This window comes from Mesorhizobium temperatum (assembly GCF_002284575.1).
In the GTDB taxonomy this organism is placed as follows: Bacteria; Pseudomonadota; Alphaproteobacteria; order Rhizobiales; family Rhizobiaceae; genus Mesorhizobium; species Mesorhizobium temperatum.
In genome coordinates, this window is sequence record NZ_NPKJ01000053.1 from 56,116 (window position 1) to 79,869 (window position 23,754).

20 protein-coding genes are annotated in these 23,754 nt (G+C 60.4%); 6 read left to right on the forward strand and 14 right to left on the reverse strand.

Translation table 11 applies throughout. From position 1 onward, the window contains the following. The first annotated feature begins 66 nt into the window (after positions 1-66). Entirely contained in the window at positions 67-1,149 is a 1,083-nt protein-coding gene (locus CIT26_RS18165) for an acyltransferase family protein (RefSeq protein ID WP_095493853.1), read from the forward strand. A 380-nt stretch (positions 1,150-1,529) separates the two neighbouring features. Here CIT26_RS18165 and CIT26_RS18170 read toward each other — a convergent pair whose 3' ends face one another. From CIT26_RS18170 to CIT26_RS36650, 6 genes are all read right to left on the reverse strand, one after another. Continuing rightward, complete coding sequence (locus CIT26_RS18170) at positions 1,530-3,911, reverse strand: polysaccharide biosynthesis tyrosine autokinase (RefSeq protein ID WP_095493854.1); 2,382 nt, start codon at positions 3,909-3,911, stop codon at positions 1,530-1,532. A 267-nt stretch (positions 3,912-4,178) separates the two neighbouring features. After that, positions 4,179-5,075: a UTP--glucose-1-phosphate uridylyltransferase gene (locus tag CIT26_RS18175; protein WP_095493855.1), complete on the reverse strand. Its 897-nt coding sequence runs from the start codon at positions 5,073-5,075 to the stop codon at positions 4,179-4,181. A gap of 55 nt (positions 5,076-5,130) precedes the next feature. Further along, positions 5,131-6,099, reverse strand: a complete 969-nt coding sequence (locus tag CIT26_RS18180) for a glycosyltransferase family 2 protein (RefSeq protein WP_095493856.1) — start codon at positions 6,097-6,099, stop codon at positions 5,131-5,133. Then, positions 6,089-7,039, reverse strand: coding sequence for a glycosyltransferase family 2 protein (locus CIT26_RS18185; RefSeq protein ID WP_095493857.1), 951 nt, complete (start codon positions 7,037-7,039; stop codon positions 6,089-6,091). Before CIT26_RS18185 ends, CIT26_RS18180 begins: the two co-directional genes overlap by 11 nt. Continuing rightward, positions 7,039-8,034, reverse strand: coding sequence for a glycosyltransferase family 2 protein (locus tag CIT26_RS36645; protein ID WP_167391443.1), 996 nt, complete (start codon positions 8,032-8,034; stop codon positions 7,039-7,041). Before CIT26_RS36645 ends, CIT26_RS18185 begins: the two co-directional genes overlap by 1 nt. Positions 8,035-8,059: 25 nt before the next feature. Continuing rightward, positions 8,060-9,232, reverse strand: coding sequence for a glycosyltransferase family protein (locus CIT26_RS36650; protein WP_167391444.1), 1,173 nt, complete (start codon positions 9,230-9,232; stop codon positions 8,060-8,062). Between the two features lie 189 nt (positions 9,233-9,421). Here CIT26_RS36650 and CIT26_RS18195 point away from each other — a divergent pair, with 189 nt between their 5' ends. Beyond that, positions 9,422-10,918 (forward strand): lipopolysaccharide biosynthesis protein, encoded by a 1,497-nt coding sequence (locus tag CIT26_RS18195; RefSeq protein ID WP_095494126.1) that lies wholly within the window; start codon positions 9,422-9,424, stop codon positions 10,916-10,918. A 38-nt stretch (positions 10,919-10,956) separates the two neighbouring features. Then, on the forward strand, positions 10,957-11,979 hold the full coding sequence (locus tag CIT26_RS18200) for a phosphoribosyltransferase (RefSeq protein ID WP_095493858.1): 1,023 nt from the start codon (positions 10,957-10,959) through the stop codon (positions 11,977-11,979). Between the two features lie 100 nt (positions 11,980-12,079). Here the strand turns inward: CIT26_RS18200 and CIT26_RS18205 are convergent, their stop codons facing one another. The 8 genes from CIT26_RS18205 to CIT26_RS18240 form a co-directional block, all read right to left on the reverse strand. Further along, the gene (locus CIT26_RS18205) at positions 12,080-13,159 is read right to left on the reverse strand and encodes a glycosyltransferase (protein ID WP_095493859.1); all 1,080 of its coding nucleotides are present in this window, start codon (positions 13,157-13,159) and stop codon (positions 12,080-12,082) included. 76 nt (positions 13,160-13,235) lie between these two features. Beyond that, positions 13,236-13,685, reverse strand: coding sequence for a hypothetical protein (locus CIT26_RS18210; RefSeq protein ID WP_095493860.1), 450 nt, complete (start codon positions 13,683-13,685; stop codon positions 13,236-13,238). Beyond that, a complete protein-coding gene (locus CIT26_RS18215; RefSeq protein WP_095493861.1) occupies positions 13,682-15,142 on the reverse strand; it encodes a GMC oxidoreductase in 1,461 nt (486 codons plus the stop codon). The genes CIT26_RS18210 and CIT26_RS18215 overlap by 4 nt, the downstream gene beginning before the upstream one ends. 99 nt (positions 15,143-15,241) lie before the next feature. Continuing rightward, a complete protein-coding gene (locus CIT26_RS18220) occupies positions 15,242-16,573 on the reverse strand; it encodes a UDP-glucose dehydrogenase family protein (RefSeq protein ID WP_095493862.1) in 1,332 nt (443 codons plus the stop codon). A 67-nt stretch (positions 16,574-16,640) separates the two neighbouring features. Next, a complete protein-coding gene (exoK, locus tag CIT26_RS18225) occupies positions 16,641-17,510 on the reverse strand; it encodes an endo-1,3-1,4-beta-glycanase ExoK (protein ID WP_095493863.1) in 870 nt (289 codons plus the stop codon). Between the two features lie 181 nt (positions 17,511-17,691). Further along, positions 17,692-18,090, reverse strand: coding sequence for a single stranded DNA-binding domain-containing protein (locus CIT26_RS18230; RefSeq protein ID WP_095493864.1), 399 nt, complete (start codon positions 18,088-18,090; stop codon positions 17,692-17,694). A gap of 273 nt (positions 18,091-18,363) precedes the next feature. Next, on the reverse strand, positions 18,364-19,377 hold the full coding sequence (locus CIT26_RS18235; protein WP_095493865.1) for a glycosyltransferase family 2 protein: 1,014 nt from the start codon (positions 19,375-19,377) through the stop codon (positions 18,364-18,366). A gap of 445 nt (positions 19,378-19,822) precedes the next feature. Then, on the reverse strand, positions 19,823-20,164 hold the full coding sequence (locus CIT26_RS18240; RefSeq protein ID WP_245319471.1) for an exopolysaccharide production repressor protein: 342 nt from the start codon (positions 20,162-20,164) through the stop codon (positions 19,823-19,825). A 532-nt stretch (positions 20,165-20,696) separates the two neighbouring features. Here CIT26_RS18240 and CIT26_RS18245 point away from each other — a divergent pair. The 3 genes from CIT26_RS18245 to CIT26_RS18255 all read left to right on the forward strand — a co-directional run bounded on the left by CIT26_RS18245 (position 20,697) and on the right by CIT26_RS18255 (position 23,719). Beyond that, a complete protein-coding gene (locus CIT26_RS18245; RefSeq protein ID WP_095493866.1) occupies positions 20,697-21,371 on the forward strand; it encodes a sugar transferase in 675 nt (224 codons plus the stop codon). Positions 21,372-21,542: 171 nt separating this feature from the next. Beyond that, entirely contained in the window at positions 21,543-22,751 is a 1,209-nt protein-coding gene (locus tag CIT26_RS18250; RefSeq protein ID WP_095494128.1) for a polysaccharide biosynthesis/export family protein, read from the forward strand. 179 nt (positions 22,752-22,930) lie between these two features. Continuing rightward, complete coding sequence (locus CIT26_RS18255) at positions 22,931-23,719, forward strand: class I SAM-dependent methyltransferase (RefSeq protein ID WP_245319472.1); 789 nt, start codon at positions 22,931-22,933, stop codon at positions 23,717-23,719. The last annotated feature ends 35 nt before the right edge of the window (positions 23,720-23,754 follow it).

Consider the following 23,754-nt stretch of genomic DNA (forward strand, 5'->3'; position numbering starts at 1 on the left):
TCGTCTGTTGTGCAATGCAGCAATAGCCCTTAAACTTTGCGTGGGGGGCCATTCCGAAGGCACGGCATGGCTCAGCAAAAAACCACATTCGGCGGCATCGACATCCTGCGTTTTCTCGCCGCCGTCCTCGTGATGTTCTACCACTACGGCTTCTGGGTGTGGGCGTTCCCGGAGGGCGTTTCGGCGCGCGCGACGGGCGGCATCCCGCCGCATCCGGAAATAGGCGGGCTGGTCCAATTCGGATGGGTCGGCGTCCAGATATTCTTCGTCATCAGCGGCTTCGTCATCGCCTTCAGCGCCGAGCATTCGACACCGCTGCGGTTTTTCGAGGCAAGGGTGAAACGATTGGCGCCGGCCGTCTGGATCTGCGCGCCAGTCACCGTGATGGTGCTGCTTTTCGTCGATCTCAGTTGGCCGACGGACGCTGTCGCCAGGCTCATGCGCACCGCCTTGTTCGTTCCGTTCAACCCCTGGGTCGACAGCGTCTACTGGACGCTCGGCATCGAGATCGCCTTTTATGCCGTAGTCTGGATCCTGCTGCGGCTCGGCCGCTTCGATTTGATGGAAGCGGTGGCAGTTGCGCTCGGCGCGATCAGCACGCTTTTCTGGTGCCTGTATTATCCATTCGACTGGTCGGACCTTGCCGAGGCGCGCTGGCTCGACCTGCTCCTGGTGCATCACGGATGTTTTTTCGCGACAGGTGTGCTGCTCTGGCTGATGCGTTTCAAGGCAGTGACGCCCGCCCGCCTTGTCTTCTGCGCCTTGTTCCTGGCCGGCGGCGTGCTGCAGATCATCAGTGCTGTCGACGTCCGCAGCATCAAGGTCGAAGCCGCGATGCCCTACGCGCCGCCGATCGTCCTGTTTCTCGCTGCCATGGCGCTGATGGCATGGTCGTTACGGCTCGACCTGTCCTGGCGCGGCTGGCGTCGGATCGGGCTGATGACCTACCCTCTCTATCTGATCCATAATGTCGTCGGCGCGGCTATTCTCGGGGCCTTGATGCGCGCGGGAGTGCCATACCTGCTTTCGGTGGTCATCGTCGGCGCGACCATGATCGCCGCGAGCTGGCTGATTGCGATCGAGGCCGAACCGCGAATCCGGCTTCTGCTCGACCACACCATCTTCCGCTATCGTCTCAAGGCTGCGTAACCGCGCCGGCGTGTCACGCAGGTTCCTGGCTGCAAAGTCCTGCTGTGAACGTGCAGCGCGAAAATTGGTGCCCAGGCTTTTTGCGCGGCATGACGACGCGACTTCCCAAGCGGGAATTATTTTCTATCGTGGATCATCTTCTGCAGTGGTGAGCCCTCTTTCCAACCGTGTCGACCCGGCGCGGTTCGGCGACCTCTCGGGTCAAGCGAGGAGATCGACCAGCACCAGAAGCGACATTCCCGCCGACCATGTCAGCTTCATGCGCAAGGCTGCCGATCATGGTCTGTTCGAGGGCATTCATGCGCCAGCATCAGGCTCGGTATCGGTCTCGCCGCGCAGGACGACGGCGCTGTGCTCAACATTCGTTCTTGTATATCGCCTCAGGTGTTTGCCTTCGTCCGCGCTTCCGATTTTTCCAGATAGTAGCTCGAATATCTGTCGAAGAATTTTTCCGAGCCGCCGATCGATCCATACTTCGCCAGCTTCTTCAAATCGACTTTGTTCAAGACGACGCCGACGATCTTGTTGGCGATATAGGATTCCGAGCTCAGTATGGATTGCACCATCGCACGCGGCGTGCGCCCCCACTCGGTCACGAGCACGAAGCCGTCGGCAAGCGGGGCAAAGGCCTTGGCGTCGACCACCGGTCCGAGCGGCGGCAGGTCGACGATGATGTATTCGAAGGTTTCCTTGGCGTTGTCGATGAAACGCCGCATTCCGGCCGACGACAGAAGCTCGCTAGTGTGCGAGAAATGACCGCGCGGGACGGCCGGGACGATCGCCAGCTTCGTCTGCCGGTCGATCTTGCCGACGGACTGCCAGGTCTGCCCACTCACCACCGCTTCCATAAGGCCTTGCTCGGCCTCCATGCCAAGGCTGCGGCTGAGGCCGGGGTTGCGCAGGTCGCCGTCCACCAGCAGGGTTTTCGACCCGTTGGCGGCAAGCAATCCGGCTAGGTTCGCCGCCACGGTCGACTTGCCCTCGCCGGGAAGGACCGAGACGACGCCAATGACCCGGCTGCCTTGCCCTTCCATCACGACGTCGAAGGCAATCTTGGCGCTGCGGAGCGTTTCGGAAAACATCGATGCTGGAGCGTCGATGCTCACCCGCATGCGCGCGCGCCTTTCAGCGGTCGACGGTGATTGAGCGGTTTTGACGTCCGCCTGACCGTCATCGCGCCTGTCGTCCTTGACGACCTTGCTGCCGATGATCGGCAGATAGCCGAGGAATTTGAGGCCGACGCGATCGCGAACGTCTTCGCCGGTCCTGAAGAACCGTTCCCTGAATTCATTCAGGCCGCCAACCCCGGCTCCCATCATCACGCCAAGAACAAGCGAAAGTCCCAGCACTATGGACATGCGCGGGGTTGCCGCGGACTTCGGCAGCGTCGCGTCGGAGATGACGCGGATCTTGCCGACCGGGAAGGATTGCTGCTGGGACGCTTCCTCGTAGCGGCCAAGGAACGTCTGATAGAGCGTCGACAGCGCGGTTGCCTTCTGCTCCAATTCGCGCAGCTTGACCTGCGACTGGTTGTCGATGGAACTCTTGCCAGCCGCTAACGCGACATTTGCGCGGAGCGCCGTCTCGCGTGCGAGAGCGACTTCGTATTCGTTGCGGTAGCTTTCGGTCAATTGCTTCAGCTCGCCGAAAATCTGCGCCGAAATGTCGGCCTTTTCCTTGGCAAGTGCGACCGCCTGGGGATGCTCAGCCCCGAAATTGGCTTCGATATCCTGCTGCCGCTTGGCGACGGTGAGATAGCGGGTCTTGAGCGTTGAAATGACCGAGTTGCTCGGCTGGTCGGCGGATATGGCGGCGTCCCTGAATGCGTTGTCCGAACCGCTTTCGACGATCGACTTGTATTGCTGGTAGCGGGCGCTGGCGCGGGCGGTATCGGCCTGCGCCTCAATGAGCTGGCCATTGAGGTCCGACAGTTGCTTGTCACTGATCAACTGGCCGTCATCGACGGCCAGCCCATGTTCGGCCCTGAACTTCTCGACGGCGAGCGCCGCTGTCTGGGAACTTTCGCGAAGCTCCGTCAGCCGGCCCTGCAGCCAGACCGCCGCCCGCTCGGTCGCATCGAAGCTCGCATCGAGTTGATCCGCGAGATAGGCGTCGGCATAGGCTTTGGTGACCGCGGTCGCAAGTGAGGGGTCCGTCGCCTGGTAGGCGATGGAGATCACATAGCTTCGACCAATGCGCTCGGCTTGCACCTCGTTTTGCAGTTTGAGGATAGCGTAGTCGCGGCGTGACGACGCAATCATCGCGTCACGCGTCGCCGGATCAAGCTGAGTAACGTCGGTAGTACCCACGGCGGGACTGGGACGGAAATACCGGACCACGCCGCGCACAAAATCGGCAGCTTTCGACACGGCCGACGTCGGAGGGTCCATGAAAGCGTCGTTCTGATCGAGCTTCTGCTTGTCGACGACCACCGCCGCCAGCCTCGCCGAGTGGAGAATTTCAATCTGGCTGAGAATGGCGGAGTCGGTCTGCATGCTCACCGACGCCGCCGAGACCTCGTCAACGACCTTGTTCAAGCCTTCATCGATCAGCACGCGGCTCATTGCCATGTAGGTGGGAGGCGTGGTCTGCAAATAGAGCACGCCCAGAAAAAGTCCGATGGCGGCGCATGCCGCAACAACCTTTGCCTGCCTTGCTGCCATGCCGAGCAAGCGCTCGACATCGATAAAGTCTTCGGCGCTGACTGCGTCCGAACTCGGCAATGGCTTCCTCTTGTCGAGAGGAAAATTGGCATAATTCATCTTCAGTCCAATTCTAGTTTGTACCTAGAGCGGCGGTCTCTCAAGTCGAACTGTGCCGCCGCTCTGTTTTTGTCGAACATCGGATTTTCCCAAAACCGGTCTCCACTTTGGGTCCGATGCTCAAGTTGCAGACGCTAGAGCAAAATCGAGAGCATCAGCATATATACGACGCAAGCTTCATGCCAGACACCGCGAGACCTGAGCAGCAAAACATATCGGCGTGTCTTGCGTCATCATCCATTTGCTAATGCTCCCAAATAATGGGCTTTATGCGGCTTCCACCCGGCGCTCATGCGACCGGACGAACTCCTGAAGCATCTCGAAGATCGACCCCTTCATGTCGTCACGCGCCAGCGCGAATGCGACATTGGCCTGGATGAACCCCTCCTTCGAGCCGCAGTCGAACATTCGACCGTTGAAGGGCTGGGCGAAGAAAGCCTGGCTCTGCGCAAGGCGGACCATGGCGTCGGTCAGCTGAATCTCGTTGCCGGCGCCGCGCTGCTGATTGCCGAGCAGCGCGAAGATCTCGGGCTGCAGGATGTAGCGGCCGTTGATGTAGTAGTTCGACGGCGCATTGGCCGGAGCCGGCTTTTCGACCATGGCGGTGACCTCGAAACCCGAGCCGACATCCGCGCCGCAGCCGACAATGCCATATTTGCTGGTCTCGGTCGGGTCGCAGCGCTCGACGGCGATAACGTTTCCACCGGTCTGCGCATAGAGGTCGGTAATTTCGGCGAGACATCCGCGCCCGCCGAAGGACACCATGTCCGGCAACAGCAATGCAAAAGGCTCATCGCCGATGACCTCCCGGGCGCACCATACCGCATGGCCGAGACCTTGCGGCGACTGCTGCCGGATGAAGCTCGTCGCACCAGCCACGGGAAGCAGGCTTTCGAGCGCCTGAAGCTGCGCCGTCTTGCCGGTCTGCTCCAAGGTCCCGATCAGTTCGGGATGCAGATCGAAATAATCCTCAATGACCGCCTTGTTGCGGCCCGTCACGAAGACAATGTGCTCGATGCCGGCTTCGAACGCCTCGTCCACCGCGTATTGCACGACAGGCCTGTCGACGACCGGCAGCATTTCCTTCGGCATCGATTTGGTCGCCGGCAGGAATCGCGTTCCGAGCCCCGCTACCGGTATGACTGCCTTCCTGACTTTCTTCATTGCATATTCCTTCTGAGGAGATCACTTCAACCTGTCGCAGGCCGCCAAACTGTTTTCAGCTGCCTGCACCCTTCACCTCCCCCGCACCCGCGGCAAATTGCGCCGCCACCCTTCGCAGCCGAACGGCGATCGGCATGCCCATATGCCGAACCGCCGCCGGATCGCTGAGCACCGTCCACACCGCCTTGAGGGGGGATCGGGCCTTGATATGCTGGACCAACGAAAGGAAAGACGCCGCCTTGCGCAGGCTGCGCGTGCGCCTCGCGAAAGCGGCCTCGGCGGCTGCGTCCATCGAATGGGTCCTGGCGAAAACGAGGTCGGCCTTGCGCATCGCCTCGACGTGATGGAGTTCAAGCACGCGGGAAATGGAGCCGGTCCGGATATGGTAGACATAGCCGGTCGTCGGCTCGACCACGCATTTGCCGCCCTTGGCCAGAGCACTGGCCAGCAGGATGTAATCTTCGCCGATGATCAGGCCTTCGTCATAGCGAAGCCCGTTTTCGCTCAGGAAGCGTCGCTGGAAGATCGGTTTGAGATAGCCGAGATTGAACCTGGATTCGAAGACCACGTTGCCGGCGATATAGTCCGCCAGCGAGATTTCACCGAGCCCCTCCAGGTAGTCGGCCGGGAACATCGTCTCTTCGGCAACGCCGTCCTCGCGAACGACCTGGAGATTGTCGACCGCGATCTCGGCGCCCGCTTTCTCCGCACGGTCAATCATGGTGCAGATTCGCCCGGGATAGACGGCGTCGTCGGAATCGAGGACCGCGACCCACCTGCCGCGGGCAAGCTCAAGGCCGGCATTCCTGGCGCCGCCGGGACCACGGTTTTGCTCAAGTGCGACAACGCGTACGATGTCTTCGGGGTAGGATCGCGCCAGATCGAGCGTCCGGTCGCGTGACTGGTCGTCGACGACGATGATTTCGACGCTGACATCGCGCTGGGCGATGGCGCTGGCGATCGCCCGCTCGATGGTCAGCTCCGCATTGTAGGCGGCAATGACAAAGGTGACGTCAGGCTGCATGCTTGCCCCCTTCCTGCGGCGAGGGCAGGCCGTACTGGCGGATTTCACGCACACCGACGAGACCGCTCACGACGCCGACATGCATGACGCCGCGAAGCACGCTGCGGTTCCTGCGCACGGGATTGATGGCGACCGGGATTGCCGATGCGAAACAAAAGACCGCCTTTGCCGAGGCAAGACCAACTTGCCTCACCAGCGCGAGCCCATTCGCGTCGCGCCCCAGAAGGTGCCCATGCGTTTGCCCGGCGCGGAACCGGCGGCGGCTGAGCCAGTCGAATGCGGCCCTGGCGCGCGGCACCACTTCGTCGACCCAGGCCTGCGGCGAAAAGGCGATGCGGCCGCCGGCCTTGACCATGTGATCGAAGAATTCGGTGTCCTCGCCGCCGGTCTGGCCACGCGCCAGGCTGAACCGTCGGCCGCGGAGGCAGTCGGCGCCCATCCTGAGCAGGACATTGCAAGTATAGCCGGTGCGGATCTCGCCGCGCACCCAGACGGGCAGGGTCGAGTGAAAATCGCCGCGGCGCATCCAGTCGGGCGCGTCCGGCCGATAGCGCGCCCGCACCGGCCCGAGCACGGCGGCGGCGCCACTCACCTCCGCCGTCGCCACCAGTTCGGCGAGCCATCTGGACGATGCCGTTTCGTCGTCGTCGAGGAAGGCGACGAGATCTGACGTGCTGGCATCGAGGCAGGCGTTGCGGGCGATCGAGATGTTGCGCGCCGGGCAATGATGGTAGCTGATCGGCAACTCCAACGTCTCCGCCAACGTCGCCACCAACAGCTCTGCCGTCGGGCCGTCATCATTATCGGCCACGATGACGCGGATGTCGTATCCCGAAGGCACGTCAAGGGCGGCTATCGAGCGAAGCGTGTCAGCAAGCTCCGGCCGCCGAAAGGTGCAGACGCAGATGTCGATGCTGCGGTTTTTTTCGGCCACACCCATCACGCCGCCCTACGCTGTGATCGGGGTCCAAGCAGTTGCAGCCAGAAGCCGACGGACCAGCCGAAATGCATGACCATCGCCGAAATCCCGGCAAGCGCACTGTCCGGAGTGCGCTGGCTGATCGCGGTCCACGCGCCATAGCCGAGGCAGACCGACGCCCACACCAGCAGCGGCGTGATCGCCAGCCAATGGACGAAGGAAAAAGCCGCGAGAAGGACGACTGGGAACACCAGAAGCGGTACCATCTGCCGGACTTTCGGTATCATGCGGTGCTTGAGAATGTTCTTTGCCCGGCCGCGGCCATAGCCGAGATACTGGAAATAGAGGTCGGCGAGCGACGAGCGCGGGTAATAGATCATTTGCGTCTTGCCGCTCATCCAGATCCGGTAACCGGCCTTGCGCAGCCGGTAGTCGAGTTCCGCATCCTCGTTGTGGCTGAACGTCTCGTCATAGCCGCCCACCGCCTTGAAGGCCGATATTCGCATCAGCGCATGGTGGCCGTGATCGACCCACTCTCCCACTGAGAGATGCCGGTGCTTGGAGCCGCCAGTGCCGAGCTTGGAATTCTGTGCAGCCGCCACCGCTTTCTGCACCATTCCGCTGCCGCTGGTCAGCATGGAGACGACGACCGAATCCGCGCCGGTGATCCGCGCCTCCTCGACCAGCCGATCGCAATAATCCGGGGGATAGCCGCCATGCGCGTCGATGCGAATGACATATTCAGCCCCTTCGCCATAACTGGCCACGGCGAGATTGATCGCCGCACTCTGGAGGCGCTTTTCGTTGTGAAGAAGGATGATCCGCGGATCCTTCCCGGCGATCTCCTCGACGATCGCCCTTGTGCCGTCCGTGCTGCCGCCATCGGCAACGATGATCCGGGCACCGAGCCTCTCGGCCGCCGGGCGAAGCTCATGAACAAGCGCGCCGATGTGAGCCGCTTCGTTCAGGCACGGAATCACGATCAGGCCGGACGGAAGAATTTTGGTCTGCATCATCGGCCCATGTCCATCCAACGCCATCCTAAGCCAGTGCCTTGGCAGCATATGAATCGGGCACGGCCGTCAACCCGCGAAGCTTCTCGACGAGCGCCCGGCAATCGCTGCGGTCGTGGCTCCAGGTTCGCGGATTGCGGGCAAGAACACGCGCCCGCAATTTCCCGAAACGATGCTCCTCCAGTTCGCCCAGGGCGGCTTCGAGTGCCTCGGGAGTGGCTTGAGGCAAAAGAACGCCGATCCCCTGCCGGTCGAGGAACCGGCCAGTTTCGGTGTTGCCCATCGAGATCGGCACGGCGCCGAAGCGGCAGCCCTCGTAGAGGCGGTTGGGCAGCAGCCATTCGGAATTCAGCCCCTGCTCGAAAAAATCGATGGCCCAGGAAAAATGAACCTCACGGTAGATCGTAGCCATATCCTCGGGATTACGATAGGGCCCACCGAACGAGAGCCAGGGCTCGGATTCAACGAAACCGTGAAAATCCGGAAATTCGGAAAGCGCCGGACGGCCTCTGAGGATGATTTCGAAGCGGCCCTCGAGCCGCCGGGAAAATTCGGCCAGAAGCTCCAGGGAGCGGCGGCATCGGAGTGCGCCGAACCAGCCGATCCGCCAAGGCGGAGGGATGGGGGCCTCCACCGCTGTGCGATCATCCAGCGAAACCGCGGCAAGCTCGAAATATTTGTTTTCGAGCAGTTCGACCGGCGCAGCAAGCTGCCCGAATGGCTTGAAATAGTTGGCGATGAAGGCCGGCGAACTGGTGACCAGCAGCTTTACATCCCTGGCCAGATAGCGTTCCGCGCCGCGCATGGCCCTGCCCAGAAAATCGTCGCGAAGCATCAGACGATGGATGTCGAGACACTCATAGACGATCGGCACCGTTGCCTGGAACGCCGATCTGGCACGCCGGGCAAGCGCCAGCATTTCCAGATTGCGTGCGACGATGAGGTCGGGTCTTGGCATCGAACCTAGTTTCGAACCGATCGAGACCGCCGCCTTTGTGACTGCTGCCAGACGCTGGCCGAATCGGCCGTCGCGCGTCGCGCCAAGATCGATCGGCCGCAAGCCCTCGACATCGGCGATCGGGCTTACAGTCCGACGGAAGCCCGCCAGTGTGACCTGGGCGCCGCCTGCCTTGAGCATTATGATCCGCCGGCGCACTGCCGGATCGGAGACGTCGTGTACCAAGTACAAGACATGCAGCATGAAAACTCGACCGCTGTTGGCCCGCCCGTAAAAACCCTAGTACAGCTTTTGCTGCATCGCAACATTTTTGGTGCAGCGAGGCAGGAATCCATGTTTTTTGTTGCGCTGCAAAATTAATGCCGTAGTTTGATGATGGCATCGGGCATGGGTCGGATATTGGGACCGGCACAAAAATCAGGGATCCTGAATTTGCAAGCCAATGCATTCGATCCGCCAGAGGGCTCTCTCCGCAGATCGGTCGGACGCGGCGCTATCGTCACGGCTTTGGCGCAATCGGTGCGGGTTGCGACGCAGGTCGCCTCCGTCATCGTGCTGTCGCGCCTGCTGTCGCCGCACGACTTCGGTGTGGTGGCAATGTGTGCGCCGGTGCTTGCCTTCATCGCGCTGTTCCAGGACTTCGGCCTAACCCAGGCGACGATCCAGAAAAGCGGAATCAAGCATGAAGAGATCAATTACCTCTTCTGGATCAATGTCGCGGTCAGCGTGTTACTCGCTTGCGTACTCGCCGGCGCGGCGCCTCTGGTCGCCGCCTTCTACGGCGAGCCGCGGGTGGCAGATCTGGTGGCCGCGCTCGGGTTGCAGATCATAGCCTATGGGCTCGGCGCCCAGCATCTGGCGCTGCTGACACGCCGCATGCAGTTCGCCCGCCTGGCCATCATCGACGTCGCAAGTGCGATCGCCGGCCTCGTCGTGTCGATCGCCTGGACTTTCGTCGACCGTTCCTACTGGGCGCTTTTTGCTGGCACGCTGACAGCAGCCGTGCTGCCCACGATTTGCTTCTGGGCAAGCTCGCGATGGCGCCCCAGCCTGCCGCGCAAGGTTGGCGGTATCAGCGAGCTGATCAATTTCGGCGCCGGCATCACCGGATTCAACTTCGCCAACTTCTTTGCCCGAAATCTCGACAATGTGCTGATCGGAAAATACTGGGGCGAAGCGCAGCTTGGGCTCTATGACCGCGCCTACAAGCTGCTTCTGTTTCCGCTGAGCCAGATCACCAACCCGCTGTCGAAAGTCATGGTGCCGGCACTTTCCAGGCTGAAGGACGAGCCGGACCGCTACCGCAGCGCCTATCTTCGCGTCATGCCGCTGATCTTGCTGGTTGCACTTCCAAGTGTCGCCTTCGCCACCGCCATGGCCGACGTGCTGATACCGTTCGTGCTCGGCGAGCAGTGGCGGCAGAGTTCCAGCATCTTCCTGGCGCTCGGTTTTGCCGGGCTGCTGCAGCCGCTCAACAACCCGGCGGGATGGCTTTTCATCAGCCAGGGCCGCTCGGGCGATTTTATGCGCTGGGGCATCGTAACAGCCTTGACCTCGGTGCTGGCCTTCGTCGTCGGCCTGCCCTATGGCGCGCTGGGCGTGGCGATCGCCTATGCAGTCAGCGAGTATCTCAGAACGCCTTTCCTGTGGCTCTATATCGGCAAGACCGGGCCGCTGCGGGCAAGCCATATTCTTCGCGCGGCAACGCCCTTCGTGCTTGGTGCACATCTGGCGCTTGCCGCCATCTGGTTCGCCAAGCCGCTGCTGCCGCAACAGCACATCCTCGCCATGGCGAGCGCGGTGGTGCTATCCTACATGATCACCATCGTGGTCGCCCTAGCGTTTGCTTCCGGCCGCGAGGCGTTGCGGGAGGCACTGAAGCTCCTGCCGGCACGGGCGCCCACGGCGGCACCAAGCGAGGCGAAGTAACTTGCACGGACATCCATACGAGGACCAGGCCTGATCCCATGCACTACCGATCGATCTCCGACATGAACGATGCCATTGTCAGGAACCTTCACCGGTTGCCGCGCGATATCGACCTGGTGGTCGGCGTTCCCCGAAGCGGCATTCTCGCCGCCACGCTGCTCAGCCTGACGGCGAACATCCCGATGACCGATCTGGACAGTTTCCTTGCCGGAAAGATCTATACTTCGGGGGTCACCAAACGCCGGGCCGCGCTCGACCGGCAGGCTTCCGACATGCGCAAGGTTCTGGTGATCGACGACAGCGTCAGCGGCGGCGCCGCCATGCGCGAGGCACGCAGCCGCGTAGAGGCCGCCGGCATCAAGGCGGACTTCACCTTCGCCGCGGTGTTCGGCCTGCTGCCACAGCACGTGGAAACCGACATCGTCTTGGAAGTCGTGCCGCATCCAAGGATGTTCCAGTGGAATTTCATGCACCACAAATTCCTCGCGCAATGCTGCGTCGACATCGACGGCGTGCTCTGCCTGGATCCGACCGAAGCGGAAAACGACGACGGCCCGGCCTATGAAAAATTCCTGAGCGAAGCACTGCCTCTCTTTGGCCCGACCCGCAAGATCGGCTGGCTCGTTACCAGCCGGCTCGAGAGATACCGCGCGCTTACCGAAGCATGGCTCGCAAAGCACGGCATCGAATACGACAAGCTGATCATGCTTGACCTGCCGAGCAAGGCGGAACGGCAACGGCTTGGCGTGCATGGCAGTTTCAAGGCCGATTTCTACCGCAAATCCGATGCCATCCTGTTCATCGAAAGCGAGCACCAGCAGGCGCTAAAAATCGCCAAGCTTTCCGGCAAACCGGTGCTGTGCGTGGAAACGCATGTGATAAATTATCCCGATACGTTGTCGCTTCCGGCACTTCGACAGGCGGCACGCAACCTTCCGGACAGATTGCAGGAGATCAGTTCGCCCGACGGGCGCAAGACGGCGATCAAGACCGTCGCGCGCACGCTGCTTGGCGAACGCGGCTACGAGACGCTCAAGAGCCGGGTCAAACGACCGGCCTGAACCTGGCTTCGGGACTTAAAGCGCGTCACGTGACGCGCGTTAAGGTTTGTTTTATGCAGTCGTTGTCGCAAAACCGCTACGCATTTTTGGGCGACATGCATTAGGCGGCTTGCCGCGAAGGCTGTCGTGTCGCCCTCTCTAGCATCGAGAAGAAGGTCGCGAACTGACCCGCCGGATCGAGTTCCGGGCGCTCGGAGAATGCACGCGCCGCCGCGGAAAGCCGCCGATATTCCTGGCTGTCGGTCCACAGACGCCTGACCACTGCCACCCAGTCGGCGAGTGGGGCGTCGTAGTCCAGCACCACGCCACCGGAGCCGACCGCTTCGGGCAGGCCACCACGACGCGAGCCGACGACGGGAATGCCGCTGCAATGCGCTTCCGACGCCACCCGGCCCCAGGCCTCTTCCCATTTGCTGGGTGCGAGCAGGATTTTCGTGCGGCCATAGACCGTCTTCATATCGCTGGTCCGGCTCTCCAGCGTGACGTTGCCGAGCGGCGCGATCGTCTGCTCGATCCGGGCCCGATGATCGTCATCGAGCTTCCAGCTTTCGACGAACAGGAATGGGATTTCGGAGCAGGCGGCGGCGATGCGCACCGCAAGCTCGAAACCTTTTTCCTCATAGGGGTTGATCAGCGTGACAAACGCACCCGTCGTCGGCGTGCTGTAGAGTGCGGGATTGATGGTCGGCGGTATAACCGTCGAATCGATATCGAATTTTGCCTTGTAGGAGCGCGCCGTGAACTCGGAATTGGCGATGTAAAGCGCCGAATGCAGCTCGCGCAGATCGCCGCCCAATTCATGAAACTCGACATTCCTCAGATACACGACCAGCGGTACGCCTTCGGCCTGCAGCGCCTTGCCGATCGGAACCGACTTGTGGCACTGGACCACGGCGACGTCCGGCCTCAGCTTTTCGACGGCAAAACCCGCCGCCTCCCAGGGAAACCAAGCCCGCACGACCGGATAGCCCGGATAGCTGTCGATGACCGCGCGCTGCCTCAGAAGCTTCATCTTGGCGCGCGCCTTGTAGCCGAAGACGCCCTGGCCGAACAGCGCGGCGAGCACCGACGCCTCATGTCCGCGCTCGAGCAGTTGCTCGGCAAGATGATGAGTGCTGGACTGGACACCGCCGCTGAACTGGGGCGTGTAACCGTTGCCGCCTGCAAAAAGCACTTTCATGGTTTCGGCTCCTGTCGCATTCTCAAGTTTACGGACGATGACGGATCGCTTGTTTACGGATGACTGCAACCCGCCTTCAGGCACCCTGCTGCATCTCTAGATTGGCGAACGGATTGGTGCATGGCTGCCATCCGGTGAATCGGATCGGGTCGGTTGGCGAACTGCGCCGGGCGTAGTCGGTCAGCATATGGAACTCGGCAATCACCCAGCGGTCGAAATGCCCCAGATCCTCCTTTTTCCGTTCGGGCAGCAACCGGCGGGCGGCGCCCAATTTCAGCGCCTCAAGCAGAGTGACGGCATCGCCCAGCTTTTCGTTTGGAAATATCCAGGGATTCCGCTTCTGGAACTCCAAAACGAACTGCTGCATATGCTCGATGCGCATGTTCAGCCTGCCGAAATATCTTTCGAGCGTGACGCGCACCAGGTCCTCGTCCGAAAGCGAGGAAACGGCGGCGTAGGCGATGCCGGTCGAAGCAACTCCGCCAGCCATGATGGCCAGTGCCGCGCGTCGCGAAACCTTGATCATCCGGCCATTTCCTTTCCCGCTATCCGGCTCGCCGCCCGCAAGGAGAGGGCTGCCGCGGTCAGGCTCGGGTTCGCACAGGAGCAGCTTGGAAATGTGCTCGAGCCGACGACAACAAGGTTCCTGAGCCGATGGTGGATCATGTCGCGGTCGACAACCGAATCCGCCGGGCTCACGCCCATCCTCAACGTGCCCTGGACGTGCGACTCGGTCCGCCGGATGCCGCGATCGAAAATCTCTTCGACCGGCAGCGGAGCCAGAAGCGCCGGCAATTTCTCCTTTGCCCGCGCCATGCCCTTGACGGCGTAGTCGGATGCCCCCTTGAAACTGATGAAGGCGTTTTCATCCTCGTCAAGGATCACGAGATTTTCCGGTTCAAGCAGGTTTTCTGTGACAATGATGAGGGGAAGCGTCTGACGGACACGTCCCTTTTCCGGGCGCATCCCATGCTGCCAGCGGTTTTCGAAATAAACCAATGCCGCCGCATGCTGTGACCTGTGGGAGCCGTCATAAAGGCCGAAATTCAGGCCGGTGGTGATGGTGCTTCCGTCGAAATTGTCGACACCGTCGAGATAGGCCTCGAAATTCCATCCGTAGGATTCGTGTAGGCCGCGGCCGACGAATTCGCCCGACAGGCCGGACCGCAGCATGATCGCCGGGCTCTGTATGGCATTGGCGCCCAGAATGAAAAGGTCGCCGCTGACCGAATATTCCTTGCCGTCATGCACGAAAGTGACCGACCGCACGGATCCGCCGACGTGGTCGAGCCGACGCACTTCAGCACCAAGGCAGACCGAAACGTCGGGGTGCTCGAAGACGTGCATCAGGCCGTTGTTGGCGGTGAACTTCGCGTCGACCGGGCATAACCCGCATCGCAAATTGGCGCAGCACGAAGACCGCTGCGCGGTCGGCACCCGCGCCCTTGCCGTCGGCACGACAAAATGCTGGTCCGGCTGCGCCGCTTTCATCATCCGGTCCGGCGTCGACATGCGATGCGGTGGCTGTGGAAACGGCCTGGAACGCGGCATCATCGCCGCCATGTCGGGGTCACCTGAAATCGACATGACGTCCTCTGCATCGCAGTAGAACGGCTCGAGCTCGTCATAGCTGATCGGCCAGTCGTTGCCGACGCCGTAGAGGCTCTTCAGCCTGAAATCGTTTGGATGAAAGCGCGGCGTCTGCGCGAACCAGCAATTCGTTCCGCCACCCAATCCGATGGTGTAGTTCCACGGCTTGTCGGAGTTTGTCTTGTAGGTCGTTTCTTCGTCGATGTCGGTGTTGGCGTCCTGGTCGAGCTGCCATTCATGCGTGTTGTGCCGGCCCCACTCCAGAACCAGAACGCGTGCCTTTCGCCGCTTGGCGAACTCATGCAGGAAGAAGGCCGAACCGAAACCGGAACCGATGACGACAAGATCGAAATGTTCGTCAGCGATCTGTTCGGGCCTGATGCCCAGCACCATCAGATAAGCCCCCCTGTTGATAGGAGCGTGTTCATCGAGGCCCTCGTGACCGTCCTTGATGTCCGAGCCGGTCTTGCCACCGGCCTTTCCCGCATGGTCTCACGCCGCCATCCTGCCGATGCTGTGGTATTCGATGCCATGGCGCGCAATGACCTTCGGATCGTAGAGGTTTCGGCCATCGAAGATGATGGGCGTGGACAGCGCATCCCTCATCGCGTCGAAAGAAGGCGCCCGGAAGCTCTTCCACTCAGTGGCAATCAGGAGCGCATCGGCACCGCGCAGCGCTGCCTCCTTGGTCCCGCACAAGAGCAGATCTTCTCGCTGCCCGTAGATGGCCTGGCATTCCTGCATCGCCTCGGGATCGTAGGCCTGTATTTTGGCACCGGCCTTCCACAGCGCTTCCATCAAGACTCGCGCCGGCGCCTCGCGCATGTCGTCCGTATCGGGCTTGAAGGCCAAGCCCCACAGCGCAAAGGTCCTGCGGTTCAGATTTCCTTCGAAACGGCGGTTCACCTTGTCGAACAGGACCGACTTCTGCTCGTTGTTGCGCTCCTCGACAGCGCGCAGCAACTTGGCATCGAATTTGACGCCTTCCGCCGTCTTGATCAGGGCCCGCACATCCTTGGGAAAGCACGAGCCGCCATAGCCGAGGCCTGGATAGATGAAGTGGTAGCCGATGCGCGGATCGCTGCCGATGCCCCTGCGGACCTCCTCGATGTCGGCGCCCAGCTCCTCGGCCAGATTGGCCATTTCGTTCATGAAGCTGATCTTGGTCGCCAGCATGCAATTGGCCGCGTATTTGGTGAGTTCGGCGCTGCGCACATCCATCACGATCATCTTCTCGTGGTTGCGGCTGAACGGGGCGTAAAGTTCACGCATCACCGCCTCGGTGCTTTCGCTGCTGGTGCCGACGATGATGCGGTCGGGCTTTGTGCAGTCGGCCACCGCGGAGCCTTCCTTGAGGAATTCCGGATTGGAGGCCACGTCGAAAGTCAGATCCTCGCGACCCCGCGCCTTCAGCGTCGCGGCGATCCTCGCCTTTATTTTTTCACAGGTGCCGACCGGCACGGTCGATTTGCCAACGACGATCTTGGGTGTGTCCATCTCCCGGCCGATGGCCTCGGCGACGGCCAGCACATATTTTAGGTCGGCCGAACCATCCTCTCCCGGAGGGGTGCCGACAGCGATCATCTGGATCTCGCCATGCCTGACCGCCACTGCGGCATCAGTGGTGAACTTGATGCGGCCGGCCGCGTGGTTCTCCTTGACGAGATTTTCGAGCCCGGGCTCGAAAATCGGGATGAGGCCCTGGTTGAGCCGCTCCACCTTTTTCACGTCGATGTCGACGCACACCACCTGGTGTCCGAATTCGGCAAGCACAGCCGCCTGCACGAGACCGACATAGCCAATTCCAAAGACCGTCAAATTCATTCGGGTTTATTCCTGTTCAATGCTTCGGACCGTTTTTTTAGCCGGCCGGTTCAGATTAGCCTTTACTTTACTTTATGCTGCATGCCAGCGACTCCGGAAACTGGCATGGCTGGCCGAGTGCTGTGAATGCGACGCGATCCACTTGCAAGGTGAGCTTGCGGCCCGGATCCGAAAACGGTCCCAGCCATTCCGTCATCGTGTCGCTGCCCCAGAGGCTGAAGAATATCTTTTGCGCATGGCTGGGCAGCTTTGCCGGATCGGTGATCGTGTTCACCAGTTGGCCATTGACGTACCAGCGCAGCCGGTCCTTCTCCCAGACGAAGGCGTAGTCGTTGAAAGCCTTGTCGGTGCCGCCAGCTACATCCACCACTTTCTCGTTGTTGCCCTTGCCTGATATGTAGGCGTTGACCTGCACCTTGGACGTGTCCTTGGTCAGCACCTCGAAGTCGATTTCATCCCACGGCTGCTTATCGGTGGGGCCGATATATGTGAAGAAGGAGGCGTTGATGCCGGAGCCCGAATCGGTTTTCATCCGCGCCTCATAGGTGCCATAGCCGAAGCGCTTCTTGGTCTGGATCTCGCCGCAGGCAAAGTCGCGATCCTTCACCTTCTGCTTTTCGAAACTAAGCGTCAGCACGCCTTCGGAAAGCTTGACTTGGCGTTTGGACCAGATGCAGTTCTGATACTTGCCGTTCGCCCAGCCGTCGGCAATGTACCAACGCGCACGGTCGAAGCTGGTGAAATCATCGACGAACGATGGCGCAGTCGGGATGTCCTGCGAACGGGAAGGGGTCGGGCCTGCAATCAGGCTGCCGATTGCGACCAGCAGAAACGCGCCGCCCGAACATAGCTGCCTCAGGTTCCCTTGCCCGATCGTGCGCGTGAACGGCCTGTCGCCGGTTGCTGGGGTGGACGTGCTTTTCGGATCCGCATTCATACCAAACTCACCTTTGTGCTGTGCGCCCCCAACCCAAAGTCGACGTTCAAACCATGACGAAACGAGATGATCTTGACCGCCTGCCAATACCTTCCTTGTGTTGCCTGTTTTTTTGTCCAGTGCAGCTTTTTGCTGTGGCACCAAACCTCTTGCCTGTGGCGCCACCCAGGATCCCCGAAGTTCACCCCGTGCCGGCAGCCGGCTTGGCGAAATCAGCCTTGGTGGTCGAGCTACGCTCGACGCTTTCGTCGAAGATTGCATCCAGCGAATGACGGAGATCCTTCATTAATTCGTTCTGGCGCGCGAGCGCCGCGATGCGCCGCTCGCAATTCAGGATCGACTTCGTCAGTTCGCTGACCTCGGCGGATCTACTGGAGGAGGCCGCCCCATTCTCCATCGCCTCGACCAGGAAGGCCGCGTTGGTGGCCTTCGTCCGATAGCGATTCTCAAGGCCGTTTTTCTCCGCCTCGACCTCGGCTGCGATCTGATCAAGCAGCTTTGCCAGGCGGTCAAGGCGCGAGATGTCGGTCTGCCTGTCTCGGGCCGGATCCCTTGATCTAAAGCCGAATATCGAGGCCATCCGCTTAGTTTCCTGTCATGGTCGGCCTGGCGCTCATGGTCGGCCTGAGGCCACCCCCGCGCCCATCCGGGCCAACAAAACCTTGTCGCATCGTCCAGCTCCTCTGACAGGGGCCGATTCAAACAGCCAACCAAAATTGCTGCACCGCAACATACATGCCATCCCCAAGGCGAGTAGGCAACCACCTAGTGTGGCGAATCGGAAATTCGCATCACATTGGGGCGGGGTAAGGGCCTGTTGACAGGATCGGCATGGCACGGGCTGCGGACAAGCTTAAGTCTCGCCGGCCGGGCTGGTTGCGGCCATGAGAAAGCGCAACGGCGGCACAGGCTGCTTTGAGCCAAAGCCGGCGCGGCGAAACAGCGCATCCAGCTTGTCGGCGGCCACGCCGCGAACGATGGGGAAAAGGTTGGATTGGCTGGCCAGGGCGTAGGCCGCAGCCGATGTCAGCCCCTGCTCATTCTTCACGTCGAGGAAGTTTCGCAACCGGTATTTGTCGCGTACCTGCCGTTCGTGCCTTCTGAGCACGGCCTTAGAACCTTCCGGCAAACTGTCGATCGCCAGCAGCGCCAGATCCGCGTCGGCCAGACGCTTGAGATCCTGCGTCTTGTGCCGGCCGCTCAGGGAATCCGCGCGGACGATCGCGCCATAGCCGCAGGACCTGATGACCTTGAAGCGCGCCCCGCAAGCCACCGCGCGCGCGTAGAGTTCATAGTCTTCGCCCAGCCGCAGGTTTTCGTCATAGTGCAGCCCATGCCGGTCGAGAAAAGCACGGCTGATCACCGGCTTGAGGAAACCCAACTCACCTCTCTGCACACGGCGACTGGAGATGTTGCCTTCGATGAAACGCTCGAAATCGAGGAACTCCGGATCGGGCGAGAACCGCGGAGCGGTGATTTTCGAGACATCAGTTGCCGCGTCGTCCCTGATCATCATGATATTGTCCGCAGCGAAATCCCAATCGGCGCTGGCGAACAATTCGCGAAATCTGCCCGCAAGAAAAAAATCGTCGGCGTCCAGAATGCTGATGAACGGCGATTTGGAACTGGCGATCGCGGCGTTGCGGGCGAAGGAGGGGCCGCCGTTGACGTCAAGCCGGATTACGGAAAGCCTGCCGCTGCCATCGTCGGCCGCCCGAGCGACTTTCGCGGTATCGTCGGTAGAGGCGTCGTCGACGACGACGACTTCCGCCACCTCCGGCTCGCGCAATGCCGATGCGATGGCAACCGGGATTGTCCGCGCCGCGTTGCGGGCAGCGATGATCACGCAGACCTGGGGTTCTGTCATCAATTCGCCTCTCGACTGCACGGTAGCTCCGATTCCTCGCCCTTCCCCGTTGAATGTCCAATGCAGCCCTCATTCTCAACGACTGCCGGCTGTTTGAAAAAGCGTCAGCCGGCGCTTATGCTGCAGGTGCGAAGCAAAGCATCGTCAAAATCATTCGCCCCGTCCAGTCTTTCCTTTCGGTGTCGCCTCGGCGCAAATCTATGGGCGATGAAATGCCAGCGGATAGACGGGCCGCTTCGCACACCGTCCCTGCTCATTCTGGATGGATGGAGCCGTCAGCGCACTCGAATCGCTGATCATCAGGTCGATCGACAGAGTTGAGGCAGTATTAGCTAGGGGCTGAACCAGAGGATCAGGCTGAAGGAAAAATCCGGAAGCCGGTTGTCCAGGATGTTGTCAGGCGAGCAGTCCGCCAGGAATCCGACTGACGCTGCCTGTCGTCAGGTCAGTGGAGGCTTCTCCTGGCACTGAACTTCTCGCCATCGGCCGTTTCGGCCGAACTCAGCTTTCGATCGGCATCGCGAATCTTATCAGCCGACGTCGGGGGATTTCTGACAACCATGACGAAAACCAACAGAAAGTAGCCCAGCTGGATAACAATGGCGCAGGCTATAGTGCGAAACAGCGTTGTGCCTAGCGAAGCGCCGTCGAGATAAGACCAGGCGGCCACGATCGCCAGGGCGAAAATCATGCCGACAATGAATTTTGGTAGCGACATACCCGACAGCCCGTCAACCTGCTCGGGCAAAAATCGATGATTGACCCACCCCGAGCCTCCCTTCGCCATGCGAGCTGTTGAGGCCGCTCGCTTTTTGGCCGGTTGCTTCCGGCCTTCCCACGCTGTCCATACTCTGACAGAAACAATTTGCAACTCTATTAAGGTGTGCAATAGCGGGCAAGGCCAACCGCAAATTATTTTGGATAAGTTCGCGGGATCGAGTCTGCCATGTTGCGATGCACACGTCGGCATCACGGCCAATCACCCGGTATGGACTCACTTCAGTAAAAGCCGAAATATTAACCAGTATTTTACTTTAAACGCTCCCTATACTTTACAAAACTGAAGCACGATAACACTCGAGGATGCGACACAAAGAGCGATTCGCCCAAAATCAGCCTCAAAAAGGCACTAGATTTTTCACGGCTGCCCATAATTTGTCACAAACTCGTCATAAAGTTCAAACTTTGTGCAGGATCGGTTTATTATTTAGTCAATTCATGACGTGATTATTTCAGGCGCTCAAGAAATTGTGTGTTGCGATGCAGCATTTTTTTGATATCGTGCGGCGAACCATCCGTTCAACGTATGGAGTTTACGCATGAGGGACGTAGCCAAGCCGGCCGACGCGGAATTTTCGCAGGCCGGTATCGATTTTCAACCAATCGGCGGCCTGCTCAAACGCAGCTTCGATATTGCCGGTTCACTGATTGGCCTGGTTGCTCTCAGTCCGCTGTTTGTGATGGTCGCGCTGCTTGTCAAATTTTCTGACGGCGGGCCGATTTTCTACGGTCACAGCCGGATCGGTCGGGGAGGACGGATTTTCCCGTGCCTCAAGTTTCGGACTATGGTACAGAATGGCGAACAGGTGCTGGCTGCATATCTTGCCGCCAACCCGGATGCCAACGCCGAATGGATAGCGACCCGCAAGCTCAAGAACGATCCGCGCGTCACGCGCGTCGGGGCCGTGCTGAGGAAGCTCAGCCTCGACGAATTGCCGCAGATCATCAACATCCTTCAGGGCGACATGAGCCTTGTCGGTCCTCGCCCCGTCGTGCGCGACGAGCTCGAAATCTACGGCAGTTCGGCTGTTTATTACCTGAAATCGCGCCCCGGCCTCACCGGACTCTGGCAGGTCAGCGGCCGCAACGACGTTTCCTATGACAGCCGCGTCGCATTCGATCGCCACTATGTCGAGAACTGGTCACTGTTTGAGGACATTCGCATCATCATCAAGACCGTGCCTGCCGTCTGGATGTCGCGGGGCTGCTACTGACCGGCCGGGACCCGGTCTCTGTGCAGGAGCGACTGTCCTGACGCCAGGCATTCTGCAGCAAGCTTCATCGGGCGGGGCAAAAGCGGATCGGAAAACGTTCAGTTGAAAACAGACATCTTCGAAATCTCCTGCGCCGGCACCGTCAGCAATCGCATGCGACGGATGCGGCTTATGACCACTTGCCTCGCGCTGGCGCTCGCCGTTCCCCAACTCGCCGCCGCCGACGAGTACCGCCTTGGATCACAAGACAAGCTGACCATCCGTGTGGCCGAATGGCAAACTGTTGAAGGCACGTTCCGCGACTGGACGGCCGTCAACGGAGAGTACACAATTGGGCCTTCCGGAACATTGTCAGTGCCGTTCGTCGGCGAAATGCCGGCATCCGGCAAGACGACATCGGAGATCGCGGCAGCGATCGGCCAGGCGCTCCAGCGCAAGCTCGCTCTGGCGGACCGGCCGGAAGCCTCCGTCGAAATGGCGCAGTACAGGCCGTTCTACATTTCCGGGGAGGTCCAGACGCCGGGCCAGTATCCTTACGTGCCGGACCTGACCGTCCTGAGGGCGATGAGCATCGCCGGCGGTGTCCGGCGGAGCCCAGAAGGACAGCGGTACGACCGCGACATGATCAACGCCAAGGGCGATTTTGACGTTCTCCAAGACCAACGGGTCCGACTGATCGTCAGGCGCGCCCGCATCGAAGCGGAGATCGCGGACAAGCCGACATTCGACGTGCCGAAGGAGTTGGCCGACGATCCGAAGCTGGCAAGCATCGTTGCCGACGAGATGGCGATCCTGACAGCCGACCAAAAGAAGCTCAAACTGCGCCTTCAGGCGCTCGACGACTTGAAGAAGCTGCTGCAGAGCGAGATCGACTCGTTGCAGAAAAAGATCGTCAACCAGCAGCGGCAGGTCGACCTAGCAAAAGAACAGCTCAGCGGCATCGGTTCGCTGGCGCAGAAAGGCCTTGTCGTCAACACGCGCGTTCTGAATTCGCAACAGACGATCGCCGACCTGGAAGGCCAGATCCTGGATTACGACACGGCCATCCTCACCGCCAGGCAGGCGATCAGCAAAGCCACCCAAGATGCCATCGACCTGGAAAACACCCAGAATGCGGGCCTCGCCGCCGACCGGCAACAGGTAGAAGCCGACCTCAGTGCAACGATGCTCAAGATGAACATGCAAACAGGCCTGATGGCCGAAGCCATGTCGGGGAACCCGGCACTGCAACGCTATCGCGACGGCGAAGAGCCAGCAATGACGTTTAGCTTGGTTCGGATGGTCGACGGCAAGACCAGCGAAATCACCGCCAGCGAAGACACGCCCGTACTGCCCGGGGACGTAATCAAGGTGAAGCTGGTGCCGATGGCTAGCCAATAGGCCTTCGAGCGATCGGCCGATCCGATCACGCCGAACAGATCGACTGGATCGGCGAAGAGTTCGACTCGGACAAGTTCGACCTTGAACTCGCCAACACTGTGCTCGCCGCCCCGACAAGCCGGCCTACCGCCAACCTCGGGACGTGAGTAATTGCAGCGCAAGGAGATGTTGTGCTTTAGTTGCAACTTAAATCCGAGGAGGACTTTGTCGTGCACAGTGAAAGGGACGAAATCGTCAGTCGAGAAAGAGAATTTCACAATCTCAGATTCAGTCAGGAGGAGGATCCAAGAGGAAGTCTGGACAAGTGGTATCGGACAATTCGTCACGGCGCTGAACGTCAAGACGAGCAAATAAAACGGCTTTCGAAAAACGCAGACGTGCTCGAGTACGGTTGCTCCGATGGGGGGTGGTCCCTGCATTCCCTGCACCTGCCCGACCTTTGCCGATCTCTGACGGGGATCGATATTTCGGATGTAGCAGTAAACAAGGCGAACGAACGGGCGAGCGCGCTTGGAAGCACGACCGCTACATTCCTGGCGATGAATGCGGAAGCCATGTCCTTCGAGGACAACAAGTTCGACCTGGTGTATGGACGCGGGATCATCCATCACCTGGACCTGGACCGGTGCTTTTCCGATGTGGTCCGTGTCTTGAAGCCGAACGGCGTGGCGTCCTTCTACGAGCCGATGGGACACAATCCTCTCCTGAATGCCTTCAGAAGGCGGACACCCCTTATCCGCACCGCTGATGAACATCCCTTGTTAATTTCGGACTTCGCGTTGGCCCGCCGCTATTTCAGCAATGTCCAGGTGGACTATTTCGGCCTGTGCTCCGTAGGAAGCGCGCTGATGCCGCAAAGCATCTCGGAAACTGTCTACACAGTTGGCAAAGCTGTCGATTCGGTAGTTCTGACGCTTCCCTTCGTGAAGCGGTTCGCATGGTATGCGCTCCTAACCCTTAGGGCCTGATCAATAGGTGCAAACCCAACTCTGGCGAGAGTGGA

Bases quoted from the DNA above. Each gene is read 5' to 3' on its own strand.
- CIT26_RS18165 (WP_095493853.1), top strand. From the start codon at position 67: ATGGCTCAGCAAAAAACCACATTCGGCGGCATCGACATCCTGCGTTTT.
- CIT26_RS18170 (WP_095493854.1), bottom strand. From the start codon at position 3,911: ATGAATTATGCCAATTTTCCTCTCGACAAGAGGAAGCCATTGCCGAGT.
- CIT26_RS18175 (WP_095493855.1), bottom strand. From the start codon at position 5,075: ATGAAGAAAGTCAGGAAGGCAGTCATACCGGTAGCGGGGCTCGGAACG.
- CIT26_RS18180 (WP_095493856.1), bottom strand. From the start codon at position 6,099: ATGCAGCCTGACGTCACCTTTGTCATTGCCGCCTACAATGCGGAGCTG.
- CIT26_RS18185 (WP_095493857.1), bottom strand. From the start codon at position 7,039: ATGGGTGTGGCCGAAAAAAACCGCAGCATCGACATCTGCGTCTGCACC.
- CIT26_RS36645 (WP_167391443.1), bottom strand. From the start codon at position 8,034: ATGATGCAGACCAAAATTCTTCCGTCCGGCCTGATCGTGATTCCGTGC.
- CIT26_RS36650 (WP_167391444.1), bottom strand. From the start codon at position 9,232: ATGCTGCATGTCTTGTACTTGGTACACGACGTCTCCGATCCGGCAGTG.
- CIT26_RS18200 (WP_095493858.1), top strand. From the start codon at position 10,957: ATGCACTACCGATCGATCTCCGACATGAACGATGCCATTGTCAGGAAC.
- CIT26_RS18205 (WP_095493859.1), bottom strand. From the start codon at position 13,159: ATGAAAGTGCTTTTTGCAGGCGGCAACGGTTACACGCCCCAGTTCAGC.
- CIT26_RS18210 (WP_095493860.1), bottom strand. From the start codon at position 13,685: ATGATCAAGGTTTCGCGACGCGCGGCACTGGCCATCATGGCTGGCGGA.
- CIT26_RS18215 (WP_095493861.1), bottom strand. From the start codon at position 15,142: ATGGTGCTGGGCATCAGGCCCGAACAGATCGCTGACGAACATTTCGAT.
- CIT26_RS18220 (WP_095493862.1), bottom strand. From the start codon at position 16,573: ATGAATTTGACGGTCTTTGGAATTGGCTATGTCGGTCTCGTGCAGGCG.
- exoK (WP_095493863.1), bottom strand. From the start codon at position 17,510: ATGAATGCGGATCCGAAAAGCACGTCCACCCCAGCAACCGGCGACAGG.
- CIT26_RS18230 (WP_095493864.1), bottom strand. From the start codon at position 18,090: ATGGCCTCGATATTCGGCTTTAGATCAAGGGATCCGGCCCGAGACAGG.
- CIT26_RS18235 (WP_095493865.1), bottom strand. From the start codon at position 19,377: ATGACAGAACCCCAGGTCTGCGTGATCATCGCTGCCCGCAACGCGGCG.
- CIT26_RS18240 (WP_245319471.1), bottom strand. From the start codon at position 20,164: ATGGCGAAGGGAGGCTCGGGGTGGGTCAATCATCGATTTTTGCCCGAG.
- CIT26_RS18245 (WP_095493866.1), top strand. From the start codon at position 20,697: ATGAGGGACGTAGCCAAGCCGGCCGACGCGGAATTTTCGCAGGCCGGT.
- CIT26_RS18250 (WP_095494128.1), top strand. From the start codon at position 21,543: ATGACCACTTGCCTCGCGCTGGCGCTCGCCGTTCCCCAACTCGCCGCC.